At 71.4% G+C, this 21743-nt stretch carries 19 protein-coding genes and 1 pseudogene; 11 read left to right on the forward strand and 9 right to left on the reverse strand.

What is annotated here, in order from left to right; translation table 11 throughout:
• The first annotated feature begins 262 nt into the window (after positions 1 to 262).
• Together gltB and ACWCXB_RS19140 are read left to right on the forward strand one after the other, a co-directional pair.
• Positions 263 to 4822, forward strand: coding sequence for a glutamate synthase large subunit (gltB, locus tag ACWCXB_RS19135; RefSeq protein ID WP_450724281.1), 4560 nt, complete (start codon positions 263 to 265; stop codon positions 4820 to 4822).
• The gene (locus ACWCXB_RS19140; protein ID WP_450724283.1) at positions 4815 to 6275 is read left to right on the forward strand and encodes a glutamate synthase subunit beta; all 1461 of its coding nucleotides are present in this window, start codon (positions 4815 to 4817) and stop codon (positions 6273 to 6275) included. Before gltB ends, ACWCXB_RS19140 begins: the two co-directional genes overlap by 8 nt.
• Before the next feature lie 111 nt (positions 6276 to 6386).
• Here the strand turns inward: ACWCXB_RS19140 and ACWCXB_RS19145 are convergent, their stop codons facing one another.
• A complete protein-coding gene (locus tag ACWCXB_RS19145) occupies positions 6387 to 7301 on the reverse strand; it encodes a rhomboid family intramembrane serine protease (protein ID WP_450724285.1) in 915 nt (304 codons plus the stop codon).
• A gap of 231 nt (positions 7302 to 7532) precedes the next feature.
• Here ACWCXB_RS19145 and ACWCXB_RS19150 point away from each other — a divergent pair, with 231 nt between their 5' ends.
• Entirely contained in the window at positions 7533 to 8255 is a 723-nt protein-coding gene (locus tag ACWCXB_RS19150) for a vWA domain-containing protein (RefSeq protein ID WP_450724287.1), read from the forward strand.
• 89 nt (positions 8256 to 8344) lie between these two features.
• Here the strand turns inward: ACWCXB_RS19150 and ACWCXB_RS19155 are convergent, their stop codons facing one another.
• Positions 8345 to 8731 carry a VOC family protein gene (locus tag ACWCXB_RS19155; RefSeq protein ID WP_450724289.1) on the reverse strand — a complete coding sequence of 129 codons (387 nt, stop codon included), beginning with the start codon at positions 8729 to 8731 and terminating at the stop codon, positions 8345 to 8347.
• A 64-nt stretch (positions 8732 to 8795) separates the two neighbouring features.
• On the opposite strand from ACWCXB_RS19155, the gene ACWCXB_RS19160 reads away from it, so the two are divergent.
• Complete coding sequence (locus ACWCXB_RS19160) at positions 8796 to 9332, forward strand: pyridoxamine 5'-phosphate oxidase family protein (RefSeq protein WP_450724291.1); 537 nt, start codon at positions 8796 to 8798, stop codon at positions 9330 to 9332.
• A gap of 1 nt (position 9333) precedes the next feature.
• Here the strand turns inward: ACWCXB_RS19160 and ACWCXB_RS19165 are convergent, their stop codons facing one another.
• Both ACWCXB_RS19165 and ACWCXB_RS19170 read right to left on the reverse strand, forming a co-directional pair.
• A complete protein-coding gene (locus tag ACWCXB_RS19165) occupies positions 9334 to 10344 on the reverse strand; it encodes an acyl-CoA dehydrogenase family protein (protein ID WP_450724293.1) in 1011 nt (336 codons plus the stop codon).
• Positions 10344 to 11489, reverse strand: a complete 1146-nt coding sequence (locus tag ACWCXB_RS19170; RefSeq protein ID WP_450724295.1) for an acyl-CoA dehydrogenase family protein — start codon at positions 11487 to 11489, stop codon at positions 10344 to 10346. Before ACWCXB_RS19170 ends, ACWCXB_RS19165 begins: the two co-directional genes overlap by 1 nt.
• Positions 11490 to 11551: 62 nt before the next feature.
• On the opposite strand from ACWCXB_RS19170, the gene ACWCXB_RS19175 reads away from it, so the two are divergent.
• The 5 genes from ACWCXB_RS19175 (at position 11552) to ACWCXB_RS19195 (ending at position 16273) form a co-directional block, all read left to right on the forward strand.
• Entirely contained in the window at positions 11552 to 12340 is a 789-nt protein-coding gene (locus ACWCXB_RS19175) for an SDR family oxidoreductase (RefSeq protein ID WP_450724297.1), read from the forward strand.
• A 37-nt stretch (positions 12341 to 12377) separates the two neighbouring features.
• The gene (locus ACWCXB_RS19180) at positions 12378 to 12995 is read left to right on the forward strand and encodes a TetR/AcrR family transcriptional regulator (protein WP_450724299.1); all 618 of its coding nucleotides are present in this window, start codon (positions 12378 to 12380) and stop codon (positions 12993 to 12995) included.
• A gap of 16 nt (positions 12996 to 13011) precedes the next feature.
• Positions 13012 to 14169, forward strand: coding sequence for an acetyl-CoA C-acetyltransferase (locus tag ACWCXB_RS19185; RefSeq protein WP_450724301.1), 1158 nt, complete (start codon positions 13012 to 13014; stop codon positions 14167 to 14169).
• A 195-nt stretch (positions 14170 to 14364) separates the two neighbouring features.
• Positions 14365 to 14568: a cold-shock protein gene (locus ACWCXB_RS19190; RefSeq protein WP_020871138.1), complete on the forward strand. Its 204-nt coding sequence runs from the start codon at positions 14365 to 14367 to the stop codon at positions 14566 to 14568.
• A 91-nt stretch (positions 14569 to 14659) separates the two neighbouring features.
• The gene (locus tag ACWCXB_RS19195; RefSeq protein WP_450724303.1) at positions 14660 to 16273 is read left to right on the forward strand and encodes a DEAD/DEAH box helicase; all 1614 of its coding nucleotides are present in this window, start codon (positions 14660 to 14662) and stop codon (positions 16271 to 16273) included.
• A gap of 181 nt (positions 16274 to 16454) precedes the next feature.
• Here the strand turns inward: ACWCXB_RS19195 and ACWCXB_RS19200 are convergent, their stop codons facing one another.
• From ACWCXB_RS19200 to ACWCXB_RS19215, 4 genes are read right to left on the reverse strand one after another with little or no spacing between them, the layout of a single operon-like run.
• Positions 16455 to 17504 carry an NAD(P)H-dependent flavin oxidoreductase gene (locus ACWCXB_RS19200; RefSeq protein ID WP_450724305.1) on the reverse strand — a complete coding sequence of 350 codons (1050 nt, stop codon included), beginning with the start codon at positions 17502 to 17504 and terminating at the stop codon, positions 16455 to 16457.
• Positions 17504 to 18220, reverse strand: coding sequence for a CoA-transferase subunit beta (locus ACWCXB_RS19205; RefSeq protein WP_450724307.1), 717 nt, complete (start codon positions 18218 to 18220; stop codon positions 17504 to 17506). The genes ACWCXB_RS19200 and ACWCXB_RS19205 overlap by 1 nt, the downstream gene beginning before the upstream one ends.
• The gene (locus ACWCXB_RS19210) at positions 18217 to 19068 is read right to left on the reverse strand and encodes a CoA transferase subunit A (RefSeq protein WP_450724309.1); all 852 of its coding nucleotides are present in this window, start codon (positions 19066 to 19068) and stop codon (positions 18217 to 18219) included. Before ACWCXB_RS19210 ends, ACWCXB_RS19205 begins: the two co-directional genes overlap by 4 nt.
• Entirely contained in the window at positions 19061 to 19813 is a 753-nt protein-coding gene (locus ACWCXB_RS19215) for an enoyl-CoA hydratase family protein (RefSeq protein ID WP_450724311.1), read from the reverse strand. Before ACWCXB_RS19215 ends, ACWCXB_RS19210 begins: the two co-directional genes overlap by 8 nt.
• Before the next feature lie 66 nt (positions 19814 to 19879).
• On the opposite strand from ACWCXB_RS19215, the gene ACWCXB_RS19220 reads away from it, so the two are divergent.
• On the forward strand, positions 19880 to 20641 hold the full coding sequence (locus ACWCXB_RS19220; RefSeq protein ID WP_450724313.1) for an SDR family oxidoreductase: 762 nt from the start codon (positions 19880 to 19882) through the stop codon (positions 20639 to 20641).
• Between the two features lie 91 nt (positions 20642 to 20732).
• Positions 20733 to 21647, forward strand: coding sequence for an SDR family oxidoreductase (locus tag ACWCXB_RS19225; RefSeq protein ID WP_450724315.1), 915 nt, complete (start codon positions 20733 to 20735; stop codon positions 21645 to 21647).
• Here the strand turns inward: ACWCXB_RS19225 and ACWCXB_RS19230 are convergent.
• Positions 21644 to 21743 (reverse strand): annotated as a pseudogene (locus tag ACWCXB_RS19230) (IS481 family transposase); the annotation flags it as partial. The gene ACWCXB_RS19225 and the pseudogene ACWCXB_RS19230 overlap by 4 nt on opposite strands.

The following is a 21743-nucleotide window of genomic DNA, read 5'->3' on the forward strand; positions in this document are numbered from 1 at the left end:
TTCGAGTCCTTAACGACCGGGCATGAGCCGTAAGCGCTGTGGGCAATGAAGCCTGCTCTGCATCCGGGATCGCGGACGCCGATCTGTCCGTACCCGTCCCCACCTGCGCCGTTACCAGACCCCAGATCGCGGTGTCCGCATGTTGGAATGGGCTATCCGCTTCCCGAGAAACACTCCATCATGTAACCTGCACGAAATTTCAGCGGAGGGCCAACGTCGTCCCTCGGCACTACCACATGCCACGACGACGACGGGAGAGCCGATGCGTTCGTACGCCTGGTCGCCCATGGACGGTCGCCCCGCCCCCCAGGGGATGTACGACCCCCGTAACGAGCACGACGCCTGCGGCGTCGGGTTCGTGGCCACCCTCACCGGTGTAGCCAGCCATGAGCTGGTCGAGCAGGCGTTGACCGTTCTGCGCAACCTGGAGCACCGCGGCGCCACCGGCTCGGAGCCCGACTCGGGCGACGGTGCCGGAATCCTCCTCCAGGTCCCGGACGCGTTTCTGCGCGAGGTCACCGCATTCGAGCTTCCCGAGGCCGGTTCGTACGCCGTCGGCATCGCCTTCCTGCCCGTGGACACCCAGGACGAGGGCGTCTCACGGATCGAGACGATCGCCGCCGAGGAGGGCCTGACCGTTCTCGGCTGGCGCGAGGTCCCCGTCGCCCCCGACCTGCTCGGCGCCACCGCCCGCTCGACGATGCCGGCCTTCCGCCAGCTCTTCGTCGCGGACGGCGAGAGCACGGGCATCGCCCTCGACCGCAAGGCGTTCGTGCTGCGCAAGCGCGCCGAGCGCGAGGCCGGGGTGTACTTCCCGTCGCTCTCCGCGCGCACCATCGTCTACAAGGGCATGCTGACCACCGGCCAGCTGGAGCCCTTCTTCCCGGACCTGTCCGACCGCCGCTTCGCCACCGCCGTCGCGCTCGTGCACTCCCGGTTCTCCACGAACACCTTCCCGAGCTGGCCGCTCGCCCACCCGTACCGCTTCGTCGCGCACAACGGCGAGATCAACACGGTCAAGGGCAACCGCAACTGGATGCGCGCCCGCGAGTCGCAGCTGGCCTCCGACCTCTTCGGGGCGGACAAGCTCGAGCGGATCTTCCCCGTCTGCACGCCGGATGCCTCCGACTCCGCCTCCTTCGACGAGGTGCTGGAGCTGCTCCACCTCGGCGGCCGCTCGCTGCCGCACAGCGTCCTGATGATGGTTCCCGAGGCGTGGGAGAACCACGACTCCATGGACCCGGCACGGCGCGCCTTCTACCAGTACCACTCCACGATGATGGAGCCCTGGGACGGCCCGGCCTGTGTCACCTTCACCGACGGCACCCAGGTCGGCGCCGTCCTCGACCGCAACGGTCTGCGTCCCGGCCGCTACTGGGTCACCGACGAGGGCCTCGTCGTCCTCTCCTCCGAGGTCGGCGTCCTCGACATCGACCCGGCCAAGGTCGTCCGCAAGGGCCGCCTCCAGCCCGGCAAGATGTTCCTCGTCGACACCGCCGAGCACCGCATCATCGAGGACGACGAGATCAAGGCCGCCCTGGCCGCCGAGCACCCGTACCAGGACTGGCTGGAGACAGGGATCATCGAGCTCGAGGACCTCCCCGAGCGCGAGCACATCGTCCACACCCACGCCTCGGTCACCCGCCGCCAGCAGACCTTCGGCTACACCGAGGAGGAGCTGCGCGTCCTGCTCGCCCCGATGGCCCGCGCCGGCGCCGAGCCGATCGGCTCCATGGGCACGGACTCGCCGATCGCGGCCCTGTCCGAGCGCCCCCGGCTGCTCTTCGACTACTTCACCCAGCTGTTCGCGCAGGTCACCAACCCGCCGCTGGACGCCATCCGCGAGGAGCTCGTCACCTCGCTGCACTCCTCGCTCGGTCCCGAGGGCAATCTGCTGGAGCCGACCGCCGCGTCGTGCCGCAGCGTCACCCTGCCCTTCCCGGTGATCGACAACGACGAGCTGGCCAAGCTCATCCACATCAACGCCGACGGCGACATGCCCGGCATGACGGCCGTGACGCTGTCCGGTCTCTACCGGGTCTCCGGCGGCGGCGACGCGCTGGCCGCCCGCATCGACGAGATCTGCGCCGAGGCCGACGCCGCGATCGAGAGCGGCGCCCGGCTGATCGTGCTCTCCGACCGGCACTCCGACGCCGAGCATGCCCCGATCCCGTCGCTGCTGCTCACCGCCGCCGTGCACCACCACCTCATCCGCACCAAGCAGCGCACCCACGTGGGCCTGCTGGTCGAGGCCGGTGACGTCCGCGAGGTGCACCACGTCGCGCTGCTCATCGGCTACGGCGCCGCCGCCGTCAACCCGTACCTGGCGATGGAGTCCGTCGAGGACCTCCTGCGCGCCGGTACGTTCATCGAGGGCATCGAGCCCGAGCAGGCCATCCGCAACCTGATTTACGCCCTCGGCAAGGGCGTGCTGAAGGTCATGTCCAAGATGGGCATCTCCACCGTCGCCTCCTACCGCGGCGCCCAGGTCTTCGAGGCCGTCGGTCTCGACGAGGCCTTCGTCGACAAGTACTTCGACGGCACGGCCACGAAGATCGGCGGTGCCGGCCTCGACGTCGTCGCCAAGGAGGTCGCCGCCCGGCACGCCAAGGCGTACCCGGCCAGCGGCATCGCCCCGGCGCACCGCGCGCTGGACATCGGCGGCGAGTACCAGTGGCGCCGCGAGGGCGAGCCGCACCTCTTCGACCCGGAGACGGTCTTCCGGCTGCAGCACGCCACGCGCTCCAAGCGGTACGACATCTTCAAGAAGTACACGGAGCGCGTGAACGAGCAGTCCGAGCGGCTCATGACGCTGCGCGGCATGTTCGGCTTCAAGAGCGACCGCGAGCCGATCTCCATCGACGAGGTCGAGCCCGTCTCCGAGATCGTCAAGCGCTTCTCCACGGGCGCCATGTCGTACGGCTCCATCTCCAAGGAGGCGCACGAGACCCTCGCCATCGCCATGAACCAGCTGGGCGGCAAGTCCAACACCGGTGAGGGCGGCGAGGACCCGGAGCGCCTGTACGACCCGGCGCGGCGTTCGTCGATCAAGCAGGTGGCCTCCGGCCGCTTCGGCGTCACGTCCGAGTACCTGGTCAACGCGGACGACATCCAGATCAAGATGGCCCAGGGCGCCAAGCCCGGCGAGGGCGGCCAGCTGCCCGGCCACAAGGTCTACCCCTGGGTCGCCAAGACCCGGCACAGCACGCCCGGTGTCGGTCTGATCTCCCCGCCGCCGCACCACGACATCTACTCGATCGAGGACCTGGCCCAGCTGATCCACGACCTCAAGAACGCCAACCCGGCCGCCCGCATCCACGTGAAGCTGGTGTCCGAGGTCGGTGTCGGCACGGTCGCCGCGGGTGTCTCCAAGGCGCACGCCGACGTGGTCCTCATCTCCGGCCACGACGGCGGTACGGGCGCGTCCCCGCTCACGTCGCTGAAGCACGCGGGCGGCCCCTGGGAGCTCGGCCTCGCCGAGACCCAGCAGACGCTGCTGCTCAACGGCCTGCGCGACCGGATCGTCGTGCAGACCGACGGCCAGCTGAAGACCGGCCGTGACGTTGTCATCGCCGCGCTGCTCGGCGCCGAGGAGTTCGGTTTCGCGACCGCGCCGCTCGTCGTCTCCGGCTGCGTGATGATGCGCGTCTGCCACCTGGACACCTGCCCGGTCGGTATCGCCACCCAGAACCCGGTCCTGCGGGAACGGTTCGCCGGCAAGGCCGAGTTCGTCGTGAACTTCTTCCGGTTCATCGCCGAAGAGGTCCGCGAGCTCCTCGCCGAGCTCGGCTTCCGCACCCTGGAGGAGGCCGTCGGCCACGCCGAACTGCTCGACACCACCCGGGCCCTGAACCACTGGAAGGCGCAGGGCCTCGACCTCGAGCCTCTCTTCCACGTCCCCGAGCTGCCCGACGGCGCCGTGCGCCACCAGGTCGTCGAGCAGGACCACGGACTGGCGAAGGCCCTGGACAACGAGCTGATCGAGCTGGCCGCCGACGCGCTGGCCGCGCCCTCCGCCGAGGAGGCCCAGCCGGTCCGCGCCCAGGTCGCGATCCGCAACATCAACCGGACCGTGGGCACGATGCTCGGCCACGAGGTGACCAAGAAGTTCGGCGGTGCGGGCCTGCCCGACGACACCATCGACATCACCTTCACCGGCTCGGCCGGCCAGTCCTTCGGCGCTTTCCTGCCGCGCGGTGTGACGCTGCGCCTGGAGGGCGACGCCAACGACTACGTCGGCAAGGGCCTCTCCGGCGGCCGCGTCATCGTCCGCCCGGACCGCGCCGCCGACCACCTGGCCGAATACTCCACCATCGCGGGCAACACCATCGCCTACGGCGCCACCGGCGGCGAACTGTTCCTGCGCGGCCGCACCGGCGAGCGCTTCTGCGTCCGCAACTCCGGTGCGCTGGTGGTCTCCGAGGGCGTGGGCGACCACGGCTGCGAGTACATGACCGGCGGCCACGCCGTCGTGCTCGGCGAGACGGGACGCAACTTCGCGGCCGGTATGTCCGGCGGTGTCGCGTACGTCATCGACCTCGACCGGGACAACGTGAACGCCGGCAACGTGAACGCCGTCGAGGCCCTGAGCGACACGGACAAGCAGTGGCTGCACGACGTGGTGCGCCGCCACCAGGAGGAGACGGGCTCCACCGTCGCCGAGAAGCTCCTCGCGGACTGGGCCACCGCCGTGGACCGCTTCAGCAAGATCATCCCGACCACGTACAAGGCAGTGCTCGCCGCCAAGGACGCCGCTGAGCTCGCCGGTCTCTCCGAGCAGGAGACCACCGAGAAGATGATGGAGGCGGCGACCAATGGCTGACCCCAAGGGCTTCCTGACCACCGGGCGCGAGGTCGCCAAGACCCGCCCGGTGGGCGAACGAGTCAAGGACTGGAACGAGGTCTACGTCCCCGGCTCCCTGCTGCCGATCATCAGCAAGCAGGCCGGACGCTGCATGGACTGCGGCATCCCGTTCTGCCACAACGGCTGTCCGCTGGGGAACCTGATCCCCGAGTGGAACGACTACGCCTACCGCGAGGACTGGCAGGCCGCGAGCGAGCGGCTGCACGCCACGAACAACTTCCCGGAGTTCACGGGCCGGCTCTGCCCCGCCCCGTGCGAGGCGGCGTGCGTGCTCGGCATCAACCAGCCCGCCGTCACCATCAAGAACGTCGAAGTCTCCATCATCGACAAGGCGTGGGACGCCAACGACGTCAAGCCGCAGCCGCCGGAGCGGCTGTCCGGCAAGACCGTCGCGGTCATCGGCTCGGGCCCCGCGGGTCTCGCCGCCGCACAGCAGCTGACCCGGGCGGGCCACACGGTCGCCGTGTACGAGCGCGCCGACCGCGTCGGTGGACTGCTGCGCTACGGCATCCCCGAGTTCAAGATGGAGAAGCGGCACATCAACCGCCGTATCGAGCAGATGCGCGCGGAGGGCACCAAGTTCCGCACCGGCGTGGAGGTCGGCCGCGACATCGACGCGGCGAAGCTGCGCCGCCGGTACGACGCCGTCGTCATCGCGGCCGGCGCCACGACCGCCCGCGATCTGCCGGTGCCGGGCCGTGAGCTGAACGGCGTCCACCAGGCGATGGAGTACCTGCCGCTCGCCAACAAGGTCGTCGAGGGCGACTTCGTGGCCCCGCCCATCACCGCCGAGGGCAAGCACGTCGTGGTCATCGGCGGCGGCGACACCGGCGCGGACTGCGTCGGCACCGCTCACCGCCAGGGCGCGGCCTCCGTCACCCAGCTGGAGATCATGCCCCGGCCGACGGACGACCGCCCGGGTCACCAGCCCTGGCCGACGTTCCCGATGCTCTACAAGGTGACGTCCGCGCACGAGGAGGGCGGCGAGCGGGTCTACTCCGTCTCCACCACCCACTTCGAGGGCGACGAGGACGGCAACGTCCAGTTCCTGCACCTCATCGAGGTCGAGTTCGTCGACGGCAAGCTGCAGCAGAAGCCGGGCACGGAGCGGAAGATCCCCGCCCAGCTGGTCACCCTCGCCATGGGCTTCACCGGCACGGACGTCCAGAACGGCCTCGTCTCCCAGTTCGGCCTCGAGCTGGACGAGCGCGGCAACGTCGCCCGGGACGCGGACTTCGCGACGAACGTCGACGGCGTCTTCGTCGCAGGCGACGCGGGCCGCGGCCAGTCGCTCATCGTCTGGGCCATCGCCGAGGGCCGCTCGGCGGCACGCGGCGTGGACCGCTACCTCACGGGTGCGAGCGAACTGCCCGCCCCGATCCGCCCGACGGACCGTGCGCTGACGGTCTGAGTCCCACCCCACACACGTCCCGTACAACGGCGTACGGAACGCGCGCGGCGCCTGCCCCTCGTCCCCGACCGGACCGTAAGGGCAGGCGCCGCGGCGCGTGCGGGGAACGCGTCAAACCGCGCCGCCGCCCGTGAGCGACGAGGTCTGCAGCACCACCAGCGTGACCAGCAGTGCCAGCATCGCGACACACGCGGCGACATGGAGGAGGGCCCGGCGCTCGCGCGGGGCGTAGGCGAAGGCCGCGGTGACCGCGCCGCCTGCGAGCAGGCCGCCCAGGTGGCCCTCCCAGGAGGTGAACCCGGCGGAGACCACCATCCAGAGGAGGAAGCCGGCCATGAAGCGGTTGACGGCCTGCATGTCGCGGTTCAGCCGGCGGCTGATGACGTAGAAGGAGCCGGCCAGTCCGAAGATCGCGCCCGACGCGCCCACGGCGATGTCGCCGGGGGAGATGAGGTAGACGAGGACGGAGCCGCCGAGCGCGGAGAGCAGATAGAGGGCGAGGAAGCGGGCCCGGCCGAGCTGGCTCTCCACGACCGGGCCCAGGTTCTTGAGCGCGACCATGTTGAGGACGACATGGATGATGCCGAACGTCGTCTGCGTCGCGTTCAGATGCAGGAACGCGGCAGTGATCAGCCGGTACCACTCGCCGGCCACGACGCCCACGGTGTCGTATCCGGGCACAGTGCCGGGCTCGTAGACGTAGTACTCCCCGGTGGAATCCACCAGCCGTGCGCCCAGCATCCCCAACTGGTCGGTCAGTTCGGGACGCACCAACTCGCCCAGATACAGAACCAGGTTGAGGGCGATCAGCGCGTACGTCACCGTCGTGGACGCGCCGACCCTGCCGCCGAAGGCCGTGCGTGCCTGGCGGATGCTCCTGTGTCCCTCCTTCACGCACTCCACGCACTGGTGGCCGACCGCCGCCTCGCGCATGCAGTCGGGGCAGATGTAGCGGTCGCAGCGGGTGCAGCGGACATGGCTCTCCACCTTCGGGTGGCGGTAGCAGGTGGTGACGGCGGCTTCCACGGCCGGCTCCTCGGGCTTCGTCGCAGATGTACGGAACAGTCAGCCGGTGGGGACGGCGGCGAACAAAATAGCGAACCCGGTCCGTTGCCGTGGGGCCGGGTACGGGTCAGCCGGTGATCACGGCGACCTCGCCGTCCAGTGAGATCACCGGTCCACCCCTTGGGCCGTCTGCCCGAACTCCCGTAGATTCCTGCGCGTTGGCACACCAGGTGAGCGAAACGGAGACGCGCAATGGCGGCGATCAGCCTCCGCAAGATAGAGGAGTCCGCCCCGGCCCTCGTCAGCCTCTACAAGAGCGCAGGCGCGTCACTGCAGAAGCACGGGCTGAGCGGGCAGCGCGTCGCGGTCTACCTGGTGGTCGACTACTCGGGCTCGATGAAGCCGTACTACCAGGACGGCAGCGTCCAGGCCCTGGCCGACCGGGTGCTGGGGCTGTCGGCGCACCTCGACGACGACGGACGTGTGCCGGTCGTCTTCTTCTCCACCGACGTCGACGCGGAGACCGAGATCGCGCTCGCGGACCACAAGGGCCGGATCGACCGGATCGTCGCCGGGCTCGGCCACATGGGCAGGACCAGCTACCACCTGGCGATGGACGCGGTCATCGACCACTACCTGGACAGCGGGTCGACGGCCCCTGCGCTCGTCGTCTTCCAGACCGACGGCGGGCCCATCAACAAGCTCGCCGCGGAGCGCTATCTGTGCAAGGCGGCGAAGCTGCCGCTGTTCTGGCAGTTCATCGGCTTCGGCGACCCGGGCAGCCGGCAGTTCGAGTTCCTGCGCAAGCTGGACGAACTGGCCGTGCCGTCGAAGCGCCCCATCGACAACGCGGGCTTCTTCCACGCGGGCGAGGACCCGCGGCGGGTGTCGGACGCCGAGCTGTACGACCGGCTCGTGTCCGAGTTCCCGACGTGGCTGGCGAACGCCCGGGCGATGGGCATCGTGCGCGCGTGACCCTGGGCCGTGTTTCAGAACTCCCGCCTGGCCCTAAGGGCGGACGGCGCTACTTCTGAAACGCGGCCCCGTGTCAACAACGCTGCAGGTCAATACACCTGGTGGCGCACCAGGCAGAACGGATGACCCGCCGGGTCCGCGTACACGCTCCAGCAGCGATCGGCGTCCCCGGTGTCGAGAGGCGTGGCGCCGAGGGCCAGTACCTCACGGCCCGCCTGCTCGAGGTCGGACACGGCGAGGTCCAGATGGAACTGCTGGGGACGGGACGGGTCCGGCCACCGCGGCGGGCGGTGGTCCGCCACCCGCTGGAAGGCCAGTACCTGGCCCGAGGGCGTGTGCAGGGTCGCCCACCCGTCGCCGGTGGCCCAGCGGCGGTCCGCGCGGTTGACGTCGCCGCCGAGGACCGCCGCGTAGAAGCGGGCCAGGGCCGAAGGGTCGGAGCAGTCCAGGACGGTGCACTGGAGTTCGGCGATCATGACGTGGACGATACTCGCGGCAATCACGACAGAAGATGTCGGGTATCCGCGTTTCCATGGGGCCATGACCAACAGCTGGGCAGACTTTCAGGCAGCGGAGCCGGACTTCTCCGGGACCGTGCAGCAGCGCTTCGAGAAGTACACGCACCACGTCCTCGCGACACTCCGCAGGGACGGCTCGCCGCGCGTGTCCGGTCTCGAGGTGAACTTCAGGTTCGGTGAGCTGTGGCTCGGCATGATGCCGAACTCCCGCAAGGCGCAGGATCTGCGGCGTGACCCGCGGTTCGCGATCCACGCGAACCCAGGGCCCGACGCGTCCATGGACGACGGGGACGTCCGGGTCGGCGGGCGGGCGGTCGAGGTGACCGACCCGGAGGTGACGGCGCGGTTCCAGGAGGCGGTCGGCGAGCCCCAGCCGTTCCATCTGTTCCGGGTCGAGCTGACCGAGGTCGTACGGACCGGGGTCGAGGGCGACGAGCTCGTCGTGCAGAGCTGGCGGCCGGGGCAGGCGCGGCGGACCGTCCGGCGCGGCAACGACGACAGCCCGCCGCGCGACGACACTCCGCGCATCGACCGTCCGCCGCGTGGGGACGACGCATGAGTCAGCCGGAGAGCACCGCCGCCCGGCACTGCGCCGGCGTCCCCCAGGCATCCCGCAGCGGGCGTGCCTTGCGCAGCCAGAGGGAGAGGTCCAGCTCCTCGGTGTAGCCGACGGCGCCGTGCAGCTGGAGGGCGGTGCGGGCGGCGGCGTACGCGGCCTCGCCCGCGGCCACCTTCGCCGCGGCCACCTCGGCGGGGGCGAGGGAGAGCGCCGCCCCGTGGAGAAGCGGCCGGGCGAACTCGAGCGCGATCAGCGTGTCCGCCAGCCGGTGCTTGACCGTCTGGAACGACCCGATCGCGGCACCGAACTGCGTGCGCTGCTTGGCGTAGGCGACCGTGCGTTCCAGCAGCGCGAGCCCGGTGCCGAGCGACTGCGCGGCCGTGGCGAGCCGCGCCCAGTCCGCGGCGCGCCGCGCCGCCGCGGTGACGTCTGCCCCGGCGGCGAGGACCTCCCCGCCCGCGCTGGGCACGGCGAGCCGCCGCGCCGGATCGGCCGACGCGCGGACCGGCCCGTGCCCGGGCGCGATACGCAGCCGCGCGGGGCGCACGCCGGTGCCGTCCTCCGGTTCGCCGTCCTCCGGCTCCACCACCAGGACGCAGGTCGCCGCATCCGCGTCGAGTACGTACGGTCCCGCCCCCGGAAGCCGCAGCGTCGCCGTCACCTCGCCCGCCGCGATGCCCGGAAGGAGGCGCTTCGCCGGGGCCGGCTCGCCCAGCTCCGCGAGGAGCGCGGCAGCGGCGACCGTCTCCGCCAGCGGGCCCGGCACCGCATGGCGGCCGAGCTCCACAAAGGCGACGGTGAGCTCGACGGGGAGCGGGCCCACGCCCTCGTACGCCTCGGGGACGGCCAGGGCGAAGACCCCCGCGCCGGCCAGGCGGGACCACAGCGCGCGGCCGGGCGCGGAGTCACCGGCCGCCCAGGCCCGCGCCACCGCCGCCGTGTCCGCGGCCGACAGCATCGCGTCCAGGGAGCGGCCGAAGGCCTGCTGTTCGTCGGTGAGCAGGAAACGCATCAGCGGCGGCCTTTCGGGAGGCCGAGGAGGCGCTCGGCGATGATGTCGCGCTGGATCTCGTTCGTACCGGCGTAGATGGGGCCCGCGAGCGAGAAGACGTACCCCTCCGCCCACTCTCCGTCGCTGAACTCCCCGTCCGTGCCCAGCAGGTCGAGCGCGGTCTCGTGCAGGGCGATGTCGTACTCGGACCAGAAGACCTTGTTCAGGCTGGACTCGGCGCCGACGGCCGAACCCGCGGCGAAGCGCGAGGCGTTGGCGTACGTGAAGAGCTGGTACGCCCGCGCGCCGATCACCGCGTCCGCGACACGGTCGCGCAGGGCGGTGTCGGAGGGGTCCGCGGCGGACCGCCACAGCCGTACGAGCCGGTCGGCCGCGGCCAGGAAACGGCCGGGGGAGCGGAGCATGAGGCCGCGCTCGTTGCCCGTTGTCGACATGGCGATACGCCAGCCCTGCCCTGGCTCGCCGATCACGTCCGCGTCCGGCACGAAGACGTCGTCCAGGAACAGCTCGGCGAAGGCGGGCCTGCCGTCGAGCCGGGCGATCGGACGGACCGTGACACCCGGCGCACGCAGGTCGAACATCAGGTAGGTCAGGCCCCGGTGGGACCTGCCGGCGTCGGGGTCGGTCCGGAAGATGCCGAACGCCCGGTCCGCGAAGGCCGCCCGTGACGACCACGTCTTCTGCCCGGACAGCAGCCAGCCGCCGTCCGTCCGTACCGCCCGGGACGTCAGCGAGGCGAGGTCGGAACCGGACTCCGGCTCCGACCAGGCCTGCGCCCAGATCACCTCACCGCTCGCCATGGGCGGCAGGATCCGGGCCCGCTGCTCCTCCGTGCCGTGGTCGAAGAGGGTCGGGGCGAGGAGGTTGATGCCGTTCTGGGAGACCCGGCCGGGCGCGCCCGCCGCGTAGTACTCCTCCTCGAAGACCAGCCAGTGGAAGATGTCGACGCCGCGTCCCCCGTACCGCTCCGGCCAGGACACCACCGACCAGCGGTCGGCGTACAGCTCCGCCTCCCACTCCCGGTGCGCGGCGAAGCCCTCCTCCGTCTCCAGCGACGGCAGCGGTCCGGCCGGGACACGCGCGCGCAGCCATGCGCGGGCCTCCGCGCGGAACGCGTCCTCGTCCGCCGTGTGCGTCAGGTCCATGAAGCGCCCGCTCCCCTCCCGGAACCTTCCCTAACAAGTGTTTGGTAGGTTAACGTGCCCGTGTGACGGACAACAAGCCTCAGTACGTACCGGGGCATGCGCTGCTCGACGGCCGTACCGCCGTCATCACCGCGGCCGCCGGGGCGGGGATCGGCGGGGCCACCGCCCGCCGCTTCCTGGAGGAAGGCGCGCGGGTCCTCATCAGCGACGCGCACGCCCGCCGGCTCAAGGAGACCGAGGACGCGCTCGCCGCGGAGTTCGGGGCGGCGGCCGTCGACGCGCAGGTCTGCGACGTCACCGACGAGGCCCAGGTGCAGGCCCTCTTCGACGAGACGGTACGGATCCACGGGGGCCTCGACCTCGTCGTCAACAACGCGGGTCTCGGCGGCACGGCCGAACTCATCGACATGAGCGACGAACAGTGGTCCCGCGTCCTCGATGTCACCCTCGGCGGCACCTTCCGCTGCACGCGCGCCGCCCTGCGGCACATGAAGGACGCGGGCCGCGGCGGAGTCATCGTCAACAACGCCTCCGTCGTCGGCTGGCGCGCCCAGGCCGGCCAGGCCCACTACGCCGCCGCGAAAGCCGGCGTCATGGCGCTCACCCGGTGCGCCGCGGTCGAGGCGGCGGCCTACGGGGTCCGCGTCAACGCGGTGTCGCCGAGCCTCGCCATGCACCCGCACCTGGTGAAGGTCACCTCGGCCGAACTGCTGGAGGAGCTCACCGCCCGCGAGGCCTTCGGGCGGTACGCCGAACCGTGGGAGGTCGCCAACGTCATCGTCTTCCTCGCCAGCGGCTACTCCTCGTACATGACCGGCGAGACCGTGTCCGTCAGCTCCCAGCATCCGTAGCTCCGGGCCCGACCAGAGGCAGGACCAGAATGGGCACGTGCCTACGACCAAGAAGAAGACCCAGGTGACCGCCTCGTCGCCCGAGCGGCGCCGCGAGCTGCTCGGCATCGCGGCCGAGGTGTTCGCCGCCCAGGGCTACAACGCCACCACCGTCCGCAAGATCGCGGACGCGGCGGGGATGCTCGCCGGCAGCCTCTACTACCACTTCGATTCCAAGGAATCGATGCTCGACGAGATCCTCTCCACCTTCCTCGACGAACTGTGGGCCGGGTACGACACCGTCCTCGCGGCCGGGCTCGGGCCGAGGGAGACGATCGAGGCGCTCGTCACCGAGTCGTTCCGGGAGATCGACCGGCACCGTGCCGCCGTCGCGATCTACCAGAAGGAGTCCAGGCACCTCTCCGCACAGCCCCGCTTCCACTATCTCGCCGACTCGCAGCAGAAGTTCGAGAAGGCGTGGCTGGGGACGCTGGAGCGCGGCGTCGCCGCCCGGGTCTTCCGCGACGACCTCGACGTCCGGCTCACGTACCGGTTCGTCCGCGACACGGTGTGGGTCGCGGCGTCCTGGTACCGGCCGGGCGGACAGCACAGCCCCGACGAGATCGCCCGCCAGTACCTGTCGATGGTGCTCGACGGCATTTCCGTACGACACTGACCCTCGAGGAGCAGTCATGGCCGAGGCCTACATAGTCGAAGCGGTACGCACCCCGGTGGGCCGGCGCAAGGGGGGCCTGGCCGGTGTCCACCCCGCCGATCTGGGCGCCCACGTCCTCAAGGCCCTTGTCGCCCGGTCCGGGATCGAGCCGGCCGCCGTGGAGGACGTCGTCTTCGGCTGCCTGGACGCCGTGGGCCCGCAGGCCGGCGACATCGCCCGCACATGCTGGCTGGCGGCCGGACTGCCCGAGGAGGTGCCCGGCGTCACCATCGACCGCCAGTGCGGCTCCTCCCAGCAGGCGGTGCACTTCGCGGCCCAGGGCGTGATGTCCGGCACCCAGGACCTCGTCGTCGCGGGCGGCGTGCAGAACATGACGCAGATCCCGATCGCCTTCGCCTCCCGGCAGGCCGCGGAGCCGCTCGGGCTGACCGATGGCCCCTTCCACGGTTCGCAGGGCTGGCGCGCCCGGTACGGCGACGCGCCCGTCAACCAGTTCCACGGCGCCGAGCTGATCGCGAAGAAGTGGGGCATCTCCCGGCTCGACATGGAGGAGTTCGCCCTCCGGTCCCACCAGCGGGCGATCCGCGCGATCGACGAGGGCCGCTTCGCACGCGAGACCGTCGCGTACGGCGACGTCACCGTGGACGAGGGCCCGCGCCGCGACACGACCCTCGAGAAGATGGCGGGCCTGAACCCGGTCCTGGAGGGGGGCACCATCACCGCGGCCTGCTCCTCCCAGGTCTCGGACGGCGCGGCGGCGATGCTCCTCGCGAGCGAGCGGGCGGTACGCGAACACGGACTCACCCCGCGCGCCCGCGTCCACCACCTCTCGGTCCGCGGCGAGGACCCCATCCGGATGCTCTCCGCCCCCATCCCGGCGACTGCGTACGCGCTGAAGAAGACCGGCATGTCCATCGACGACATCGACCTGGTCGAGATCAACGAGGCCTTCGCCCCCGTGGTGCTGGCCTGGCTCAAGGAGACCGGCGCGGATCCCGCGCGGGTGAACGTGAACGGCGGCGCGATCGCCCTGGGCCACCCGCTGGGAGCGACGGGCGTCAAGCTGATGACGACGCTGCTGCACGAACTGGAGCGCACGGGTGGGCGGTTCGGGCTCCAGACGATGTGCGAGGGCGGCGGCCAGGCGAACGTGACGATCATCGAGCGTCTGTAGCCGTGAGTCCCGCGGTCCCGTGGTGGTCCGCTGTGCCGTGATCCAGCACCGCAGATTCGGCGTGCTACAGTTGGCGGCGTTGCAGTTTTGGTACCCATGAACTTTATGTGCGCCTGACGGGAAATGATCCGACGGGCGCATTATTGTTTTTCCGGCTTTCTCCGGATGGGGCCTCTTACCTATCAGGAGAATGACATGGCTACTGGAACCGTGAAGTGGTTCAACGCGGAAAAGGGCTTCGGCTTCATCGAGCAGGACGGCGGCGGCGCCGACGTCTTCGCCCACTACTCCAACATCGCCACCTCGGGCTTCCGTGAGCTCCAGGAAGGCCAGAAGGTCACCTTCGACGTCACGCAGGGCCAGAAGGGCCCGCAGGCGGAGAACATCGTCCCGGCCTGACATCCGGACGCGTACCACGCAGCCGGGGCCCGCACCTTCGCGGTGCGGGCCCCGGCTTGTGCTGTCCTCAGGCCCAGGAAGGCATTCCCGAATGACTCGCTCCGAACGTCCCGCACGCCGGCGACCGGCGACGCGCCCCGTCAAGCGCACCGCGAACGAGCCCGCGAAGGGCTCCGCCAAGCGCTCCGGCGGTGCGCGCCGTGCAGCGGCGCCCCCGCAGGAATTCACCCTGCCGGAATCCAGCACACCCGCCCTGCCCGCCGTCACGTCGTTCGACGAGCTGGAGCTGCCCGCGGCGCTGCTGAAGACCCTCGGGGCGCAGGGAGTCGTCGCGCCCTTCCCGATCCAGGCAGCCACGCTGCCGAACTCGCTCGCCGGCCGTGACCTGCTCGGCCGCGGGCGCACCGGCTCCGGCAAGACCCTGGCGTTCGGTCTCGCGCTGCTCGCCCGCACCGCCGGGCGGCGCGCCGAGTCCGGGGCCCCGCTCGCCCTGGTCCTCGTACCCACGCGAGAGCTCGCCCAGCAGGTCACCGACGCCCTCACCCCGTACGCGACGGCCGTCAACCTGCGGCTCACGACGGTCGTCGGCGGAATGTCGATCACCAAGCAGGCGGGCTCGCTGCGGCGCGGTGCCGAGGTGCTCGTGGCGACGCCGGGCCGGCTCAAGGACCTCATCGAGCGCGGCGACTGCCGGCTCGGCCAGGTGGCGATCACCGTGCTGGACGAGGCCGACCAGATGGCCGACATGGGCTTCATGCCGCAGGTCACCGCCCTGTTGAAGCAGGTGGAGCCGGACGGGCAGCGCATGCTGTTCTCGGCCACCCTGGACCGGAACATCGACCGGCTCGTACGGCAGTTCCTGACCGACCCCGTCGTGCACTCCGTCGACCCGTCCGCCGGTGCCGTGACGACAATGGACCACCACGTCCTGTACGTCGCCGACGAGACGGACAAGAAGGCGGTCACGACGCGCATAGCGGCCCGTGACGGCCGGGTCATCATGTTCCTGGACACCAAGCGGTCCGTGGACCGGCTGGTCAAGCGGCTGCTGGCCAGCGGCGTACGCGCGGCGGGCCTGCACGGCGGACGGTCGCAGCCGCAGCGCAACCGCACCCTCGACCAGTTCAAGAACGGCCAGGTCAGCGCGCTGATCGCGACCAATGTGGCGGCGCGTGGCATCCACGTCGACGACCTGGACCTCGTCGTGAACGTCGATCCGCCGATGGACCACAAGGACTATCTGCACCGGGGCGGGCGCACCGCGCGGGCGGGCGAGTCGGGCAGCGTCGTGACGCTGGTCCTGCCGGACCAGAAGCGCGAGATGACCCGGCTCATGTCGGACGCGGGCATCAGCCCGCGCACGGCGATGATCAAGTCCAGCGACGGCGAGCTGGCCCGCCTGACCGGGGCCCGCGAGCCCTCGGGCGTGGCCGTCACCATCGAGGTGCCGCAGCAGCCGCAGCGGCCGGCGGCGGCGCGGTCGTCGCGGCCGCGCCCGAAGCGCAAGCGCCCGGAGGGCGGTACCGGGGCGGGCGCCCGCCGTACCGAGGGCAGCCGCACGGAGAGCGCTCGTAATGACGCCGGGCGGACCCAGAGCGGGCGTACGCAGGCCGGCCATTCCCAGGCCGGGCGCGCGCGCTCACGCGGGCGCGCGGCGGGCGGTGCCCAGGGCGGAGCCGGGGGCCGCCGGGCCGCGGCCCAGTAGTCCGGGGCACTCCGCAACCCCCCAATAGCAGGGCCGACCGGGCCAGGTGACCGACCACCTGGCCCGGCCGGCCCTATCCTCCGGCCGCAGCAGCCGGGCCGGGCGCACGACCACGAGGAGCGGGTCGCGCGGGTCGTGTGCCTGTGACAGAACGAACGCCCGAGCGGGCCAGGAGGTTCGGTCACCCTGGTGTCGGCAGGGTGCGGAGCGCCTCCTCGGCCTCGGACATGACACGGGCGACGAGCTCCGCGCAGCTGGGCAGGTCCTCGATCACCCCCGCGACCTGCCCGGACGCCATGACGCCGAGGTCGGTGCGGCCCTCGACCATGGAGGCCCTGAGGAGCATGGGCGTGTTCGCGGCGAGCAGGACCTGGCTCCAGGACAGGTCCTTGCCGTGCTTCATCGCGAGGCCGTCGCGGACCATCGCGGCCCAGGACAGCCCCGAGAGCTTCCTGAAACGGGCGGCGCGGCGGACGGCGTGCAGCAGTGCCCGGGCGCGGCCGGACCGTTCGAGCGTGTCCACGAGGTCCGTGCGGAGCATGCGGTGCGGCAGGCCGTCGACCGCCGTGGTGACGGTGATGTCCTTCACCGACGCCGCCAGATAGCGCGCCTTCACCGCGTCCGGGACCGTCGAGTCGGACGTGAGCAGGAAGCGGGTGCCCATGGCGATGCCCGCCGCCCCGTAGGCGAGCGCCGCCACCAGCCCGCGTCCGTCGTGGAAACCGCCCGCCGCGACCACCGGGATGTCCACGGCGTCCACGACCTGCGGCAGCAGCACGGTCGTCGCGACGTCCCCGGTGTGGCCGCCGCCCTCGCCGCCCTGCACGATCACCGCGTCCGCGCCCCACGCGGCGACCTTCTCGGCGTGCCGGCGGGCGCCGACGGACGGGATGACGACGACGCCCGCGTCCTTGAGCTCGGCGATCAGCTCGCGCGAGGGGGCCAGGGCGAAGGAGGCGACGCGTACGCCCTCGTCGATGATGATCCGCACCCGCTCCCGGGCGTCCCCCGCGTCGGCGCGCAGATTGACGCCGAAGGGCGCGTCCGTACGGGACGTGACCTCGCGGACGGAGGCCCGCAGCCGGTCCGTGGTCATCGTCGCGGAGGCGAGGATGCCGAGCGCGCCGGCGTTGGCGGCCGCGGACACCAGGCGCGGGCCCGCGACCCAGCCCATGCCGGTCTGGACGATGGGGTGCTCGACCCCGACGAGTTCGGTGAGGGCGGTCTCCATCAGCCCTTGACCTCGCGGTCGCGCGCGTTGCCCGGGTCGATGACCTCACGGATGAGGCGCAGCTCGGTGTCGGTCGGTTCGCGGGTGTACGGGACGTCGTCGCCGATCACGAGTTCGAAGCCGGTGGCGTCCCGCACCTGGTCGACAGTGACGCCCGGATGCAGCGACGCGAGACGCATCGAGTGGTCCGGGGTGGCGAAGTCGAACACACCGAGGTCGGAGACGACTCGTGGCAGACGGTGGTAACGAGCCCCGGCCGCGTTGTCGTAACCGACTCCGCTGACCATGTCGACCTTTTCGACGAACACGCGGGTGGAGTGCCGCGGCACCCAGTAACTGACCGGATTGTTGAGGGTGTTGACCGGCGCTCCGCGCACACCCAGGAGCTGGCGCTTCGGCCTGGCCCAGTCGCCGATGCAGGAGATGTTCTGGTTGCCGTAACGGTCGATCTGGCTCGCGCCCATCATCACGTGCCGATTGCCGCCGGTGACCATCGTGAGGTGGCGGCGGTACGGCAGCCAGCCCTCGACCGTGCCGTCGAGGCCGACGAGCATCGCCTCTCCGTCCGTGAGCAGCAGATCGGGGGAGAAGGTGCGCTTGGCGAGACGCGCGCCGATGGACGGGATCAGGCCCATGGGGGCGGCCAGCACCTCGCCGTTGTCGCGCCAGGCCTCGGCGCAGGCGACGACGCAGTACTCGGAACGGGAGACGGTCACTGCTGCTCCTCCTGCCAGGCCTGGACGGCGGACCGGTAGTCGTGCTCGCTCCTGCCGGACAGGAAGCGGCGGGCGAAGTCCTCCCAGGGCGTGGTCGCGTACAGCTTCTGGAAGGCCTCGTCGCGGGCGTGGTCGGGCGCGCAGGAGGTGAAGTGCGCGCCGTTCGGGGCCTCGACCACGCCGGTGACGCTGTGGCGGCCGATGAGGAGGGTCTGCGGGGCGGCGTCCTTGGTCAGGTCCGCCGTTTCGACGAGCTGTTCGCACGAGACGTACGCGGTGTCGGCCGCCTCGCAGAAGAGGTCGTCGAAGTACGGGTCGGGACCCAGGTACTGGCCGTTGCCGAGCCGGTCGGCGCGATTCATGTGGACGAGCGCCGCGTCCAGGCGCAGGGCGGGTACGGCGACGAACTGCTCGCCGTCGTCGTAGGGCGACGTCACCGTCCGCAGCCCGGGGTTGACCCGCATGACGTCCGAGCCGAGTCCGGCCCGCACGGGCAGGAACGGCAGCCGGTTGGCCGCGGCGTGCAGGCCCCACATGAACATGGCCTCGTCGAGTTCCGTCATTGCGAAGGCGCCGCGCTCGCGGGCGGCGCGGAAGTGCGGCTCCAGCGGGATCGAGTCGAGGGTGGCGAAGGGTGCGACGAGCCTGCGGATGCGGCCGGCGGCGGCGAGGAGTCCGACGTCGGGGCCTCCGTACGAGACGACGGTGAGGTCGGTGATCTCGGTGCGGAGCAGTGCTCTGACCAGGGCCATGGGCTTGCGGCGCGAGCCCCAGCCGCCGATGCCGAGGGTCATGCCGCTGTGCAGCCGTCCGACGACCTCGTCGACGGTCATGGTCTTGTCAGCCACTCGTCTCCTCCTTGCCGAAGGTGTCGCGGACCCGGCCGGCGGTCCCGCTGAGGGCCGCCTCGAAGGTGAAGCCCTGCTCGAAGCGGTAGCTGCGGCGTACGTCGACGGGGTCGATGCCGTTGATGGCGGCCTTGGCCAGCCGGAGCAGATGGCCGTCCTTCCGCGCGATCTCGCGCGCCAGCTCCAGGGCCGCGGCGTGGAGTTCCTCGCGCGGGACGACCTTCCAGACCGAGCCGTGGGCGTGCAGTTCGGCGGCCGTGGCCGTACGGGAGGTGTAGTACAGGGCGCGCATCAGGTGCTGCGGGACGAGGCGGGCGAGATGGGTGGCGGCGCCGAGTGCGCCCCGGTCCAGTTCCGGCAGCCCGAAGGTCGCGTCGTCGGACGCCACGATCGCGTCGGCGTTCCCGGCGAGGCCGATCCCGCCGCCGAGGCAGAAGCCGTGCACGGCGGCGACGACGGGGACCTCGCACTCGTAGACCGCGGCGAAGGCTTCGTAGCAGCCGCGGTTGGCGCCGATCAGGGCCTGGTGTCCGGGGTCGCGCTGCAGCTCCTTGATGTCGACGCCCGCGTTGAATCCGCGGCCCGCGGCGGTGAGGACGACGGAGCGGATCTCCGGGTCGCGGCCGGCGGCGCGGACGGCGTCGGCGAGCTCGTACCAGCCCTGCACGGGCAGGGCGTTGACGGGTGGGAAGTCGACCGTGACGACGGATACGCCCTTCTCCGGGCCTGAGGTGGAGACACCCATGAGCGGATCAGCTACCTTTCCACCAAACGTTTGTTAGGTGATGCTGTGTCAGGAAGGTAGCAGCCGATGGAGCTGGACGGGAGGGTCGCCGTCGTCACCGGCGGCACGCGGGGGGTCGGCGCGGGGATCGCGCGGGCGTTCCTGGCGGCCGGGGCGGAGGTCGTCGTCTGCGCCCGCAGACCGCCGGACGCGCCGGTCGCGGCGGCCGGCCGTGCCGCGCGGTTCGTCCCCGTCGACCTGCGGGACGGGGCGGCCGTCGCGGACTTCTTCGAGCGTGTCGGGCGCCGCTACGGACAGCTCGATGTTCTCGTCAACAATGCGGGCGGGACGCCGTACCGGCTGCTCGGCGAGGGCGAGGCGGAGCGCCACGCACGGGTGGTGCAGCTGAACCTCGTGGCGCCGATGACCGCGTCGCTGGCCGCGTACGAACTGCTGCGCGCGGCACGGGGTTCCGTCGTGATGGTCGGGAGTGTGAGCGGGACGCGCCCGTCGCCGGGTACGGCCGCGTACGGGGCGGCCAAGGCGGGGCTCGAGAGCCTCGCGCGCTCCATGGCGGTGGAGTGGGCGCCGGAGGTGCGGGTGAACACGCTGGTGCTCGGCATGGTCCGTACGGAGCTGTCCCACCTGCACTACGGCGACGAGGCGGGGGTGGCCGCGGTCGGCCGCACGGTGCCGCTCGGCCGGCTGGCCGAGCCGGACGAGATCGGGGACGCGGCGGTGTTCCTCGCGTCGTCGGAGCGGGCGGGGTACGTGAGCGGGGCGTCGCTGCTGGTGCACGGGGGCGGGGAGCGGCCCGCGTTCTTGGACGCGGCCGATGTCGGCCGGTGAGCGGGACCGCGCCGATACCGGACCGTCCCCGCGTCCGCGCCCTTCGGGCGCGGGAAGTTCCGTATTTTCCGAGGGAGTCGAGGAGAGCGCGATGACCGGAATCACTGAGGGGCGCGTGGTGATCGTGACCGGCGCCGGTCGCGGGCTGGGCCGGGCGCATGCGCTCGCCTTCGCCGCCGAAGGCGCGAAGGTCGTGGTCAACGACCTCGGCGTCGGGCTCGACGGGCGGCCGGGGCCGGACAGTCCCGCGGCGAGGGTCGTGGACGAGATCAGGGCACGCGGCGGCGAGGCGGTGGCGCACGGCGGCGACGTGGCGTCCGGGGAGGGTGCGGCGTCACTGGTGACCACCGCGCTCGACACCTTCGGGCGGCTGGACACGCTGGTCAACAACGCGGGGTTCCTGCGCGACCGGATGCTGGTCAACCTGGACGAGGACGACTGGGACGCGGTCGTGCGGGTGCATCTGAAGGGTCACTTCCTGCCGTTGAAGCACGCGGCGGCGTACTGGCGAGGCGAGTCGAAAGCGGGGCGTGAGGTGGCGGCCCGCGTCATCAACACGTCCAGCGGCGCGGGCCTGCTGGGCTCCGTCGGCCAGGGCAACTACAGCACGGCCAAGGCGGGGATCGTGGGCCTCACGCTGGTCGCGGCGGCGGAGATGGCCCGCTACGGCGTCCAGGTCAACGCGATCGCCCCAGCGGCGCGGACGCGCATGACGGAGCGGACCTTCGCCGACACGATGGCGGCGTCGGGGGAGCCGGGGGCGTTCGACGCGATGGCCCCCGAGAACGTCTCGCCGCTGGTCGTCTGGCTGGGCTCCGCAGCGTCGGCGGGCGTGACCGGCCGCGTCTTCGAGGCCGAGGCGGGCCGCATCACGGTCATGCACGGCTGGCACCCGGGCCCCACGGCCGACCGCGGCGCCCGCTGGACCCCGGCGGAGGCGGGTGAAACGGCGCTCAAACTCCTGGCGGAGTCGGACCCGCCCCAGCCGGTGTACGGAACGCGCTAGTTGTATTGACCCGCAGCGTTGTTGACGCGGCTGATCGGAGGTTGCCCTCCGATTGCGGTGTGGCAGCGGTGGTGGTTGTAGGTGTGGAGGAAGTCT

The organism is Streptomyces sp. NPDC001514, assembly GCF_053597075.1.

Bases quoted from the DNA above. Each gene is read 5' to 3' on its own strand.
- gltB (WP_450724281.1), top strand. From the start codon at position 263: ATGCGTTCGTACGCCTGGTCGCCCATGGACGGTCGCCCCGCCCCCCAG.
- ACWCXB_RS19140 (WP_450724283.1), top strand. From the start codon at position 4,815: ATGGCTGACCCCAAGGGCTTCCTGACCACCGGGCGCGAGGTCGCCAAG.
- ACWCXB_RS19150 (WP_450724287.1), top strand. From the start codon at position 7,533: ATGGCGGCGATCAGCCTCCGCAAGATAGAGGAGTCCGCCCCGGCCCTC.
- ACWCXB_RS19155 (WP_450724289.1), bottom strand. From the start codon at position 8,731: ATGATCGCCGAACTCCAGTGCACCGTCCTGGACTGCTCCGACCCTTCG.
- ACWCXB_RS19160 (WP_450724291.1), top strand. From the start codon at position 8,796: ATGACCAACAGCTGGGCAGACTTTCAGGCAGCGGAGCCGGACTTCTCC.
- ACWCXB_RS19165 (WP_450724293.1), bottom strand. From the start codon at position 10,344: ATGCGTTTCCTGCTCACCGACGAACAGCAGGCCTTCGGCCGCTCCCTG.
- ACWCXB_RS19170 (WP_450724295.1), bottom strand. From the start codon at position 11,489: ATGGACCTGACGCACACGGCGGACGAGGACGCGTTCCGCGCGGAGGCC.
- ACWCXB_RS19185 (WP_450724301.1), top strand. From the start codon at position 13,012: ATGGCCGAGGCCTACATAGTCGAAGCGGTACGCACCCCGGTGGGCCGG.
- ACWCXB_RS19190 (WP_020871138.1), top strand. From the start codon at position 14,365: ATGGCTACTGGAACCGTGAAGTGGTTCAACGCGGAAAAGGGCTTCGGC.
- ACWCXB_RS19195 (WP_450724303.1), top strand. From the start codon at position 14,660: ATGACTCGCTCCGAACGTCCCGCACGCCGGCGACCGGCGACGCGCCCC.
- ACWCXB_RS19200 (WP_450724305.1), bottom strand. From the start codon at position 17,504: ATGGAGACCGCCCTCACCGAACTCGTCGGGGTCGAGCACCCCATCGTC.
- ACWCXB_RS19215 (WP_450724311.1), bottom strand. From the start codon at position 19,813: ATGGGTGTCTCCACCTCAGGCCCGGAGAAGGGCGTATCCGTCGTCACG.
- ACWCXB_RS19220 (WP_450724313.1), top strand. From the start codon at position 19,880: ATGGAGCTGGACGGGAGGGTCGCCGTCGTCACCGGCGGCACGCGGGGG.
- ACWCXB_RS19225 (WP_450724315.1), top strand. From the start codon at position 20,733: ATGACCGGAATCACTGAGGGGCGCGTGGTGATCGTGACCGGCGCCGGT.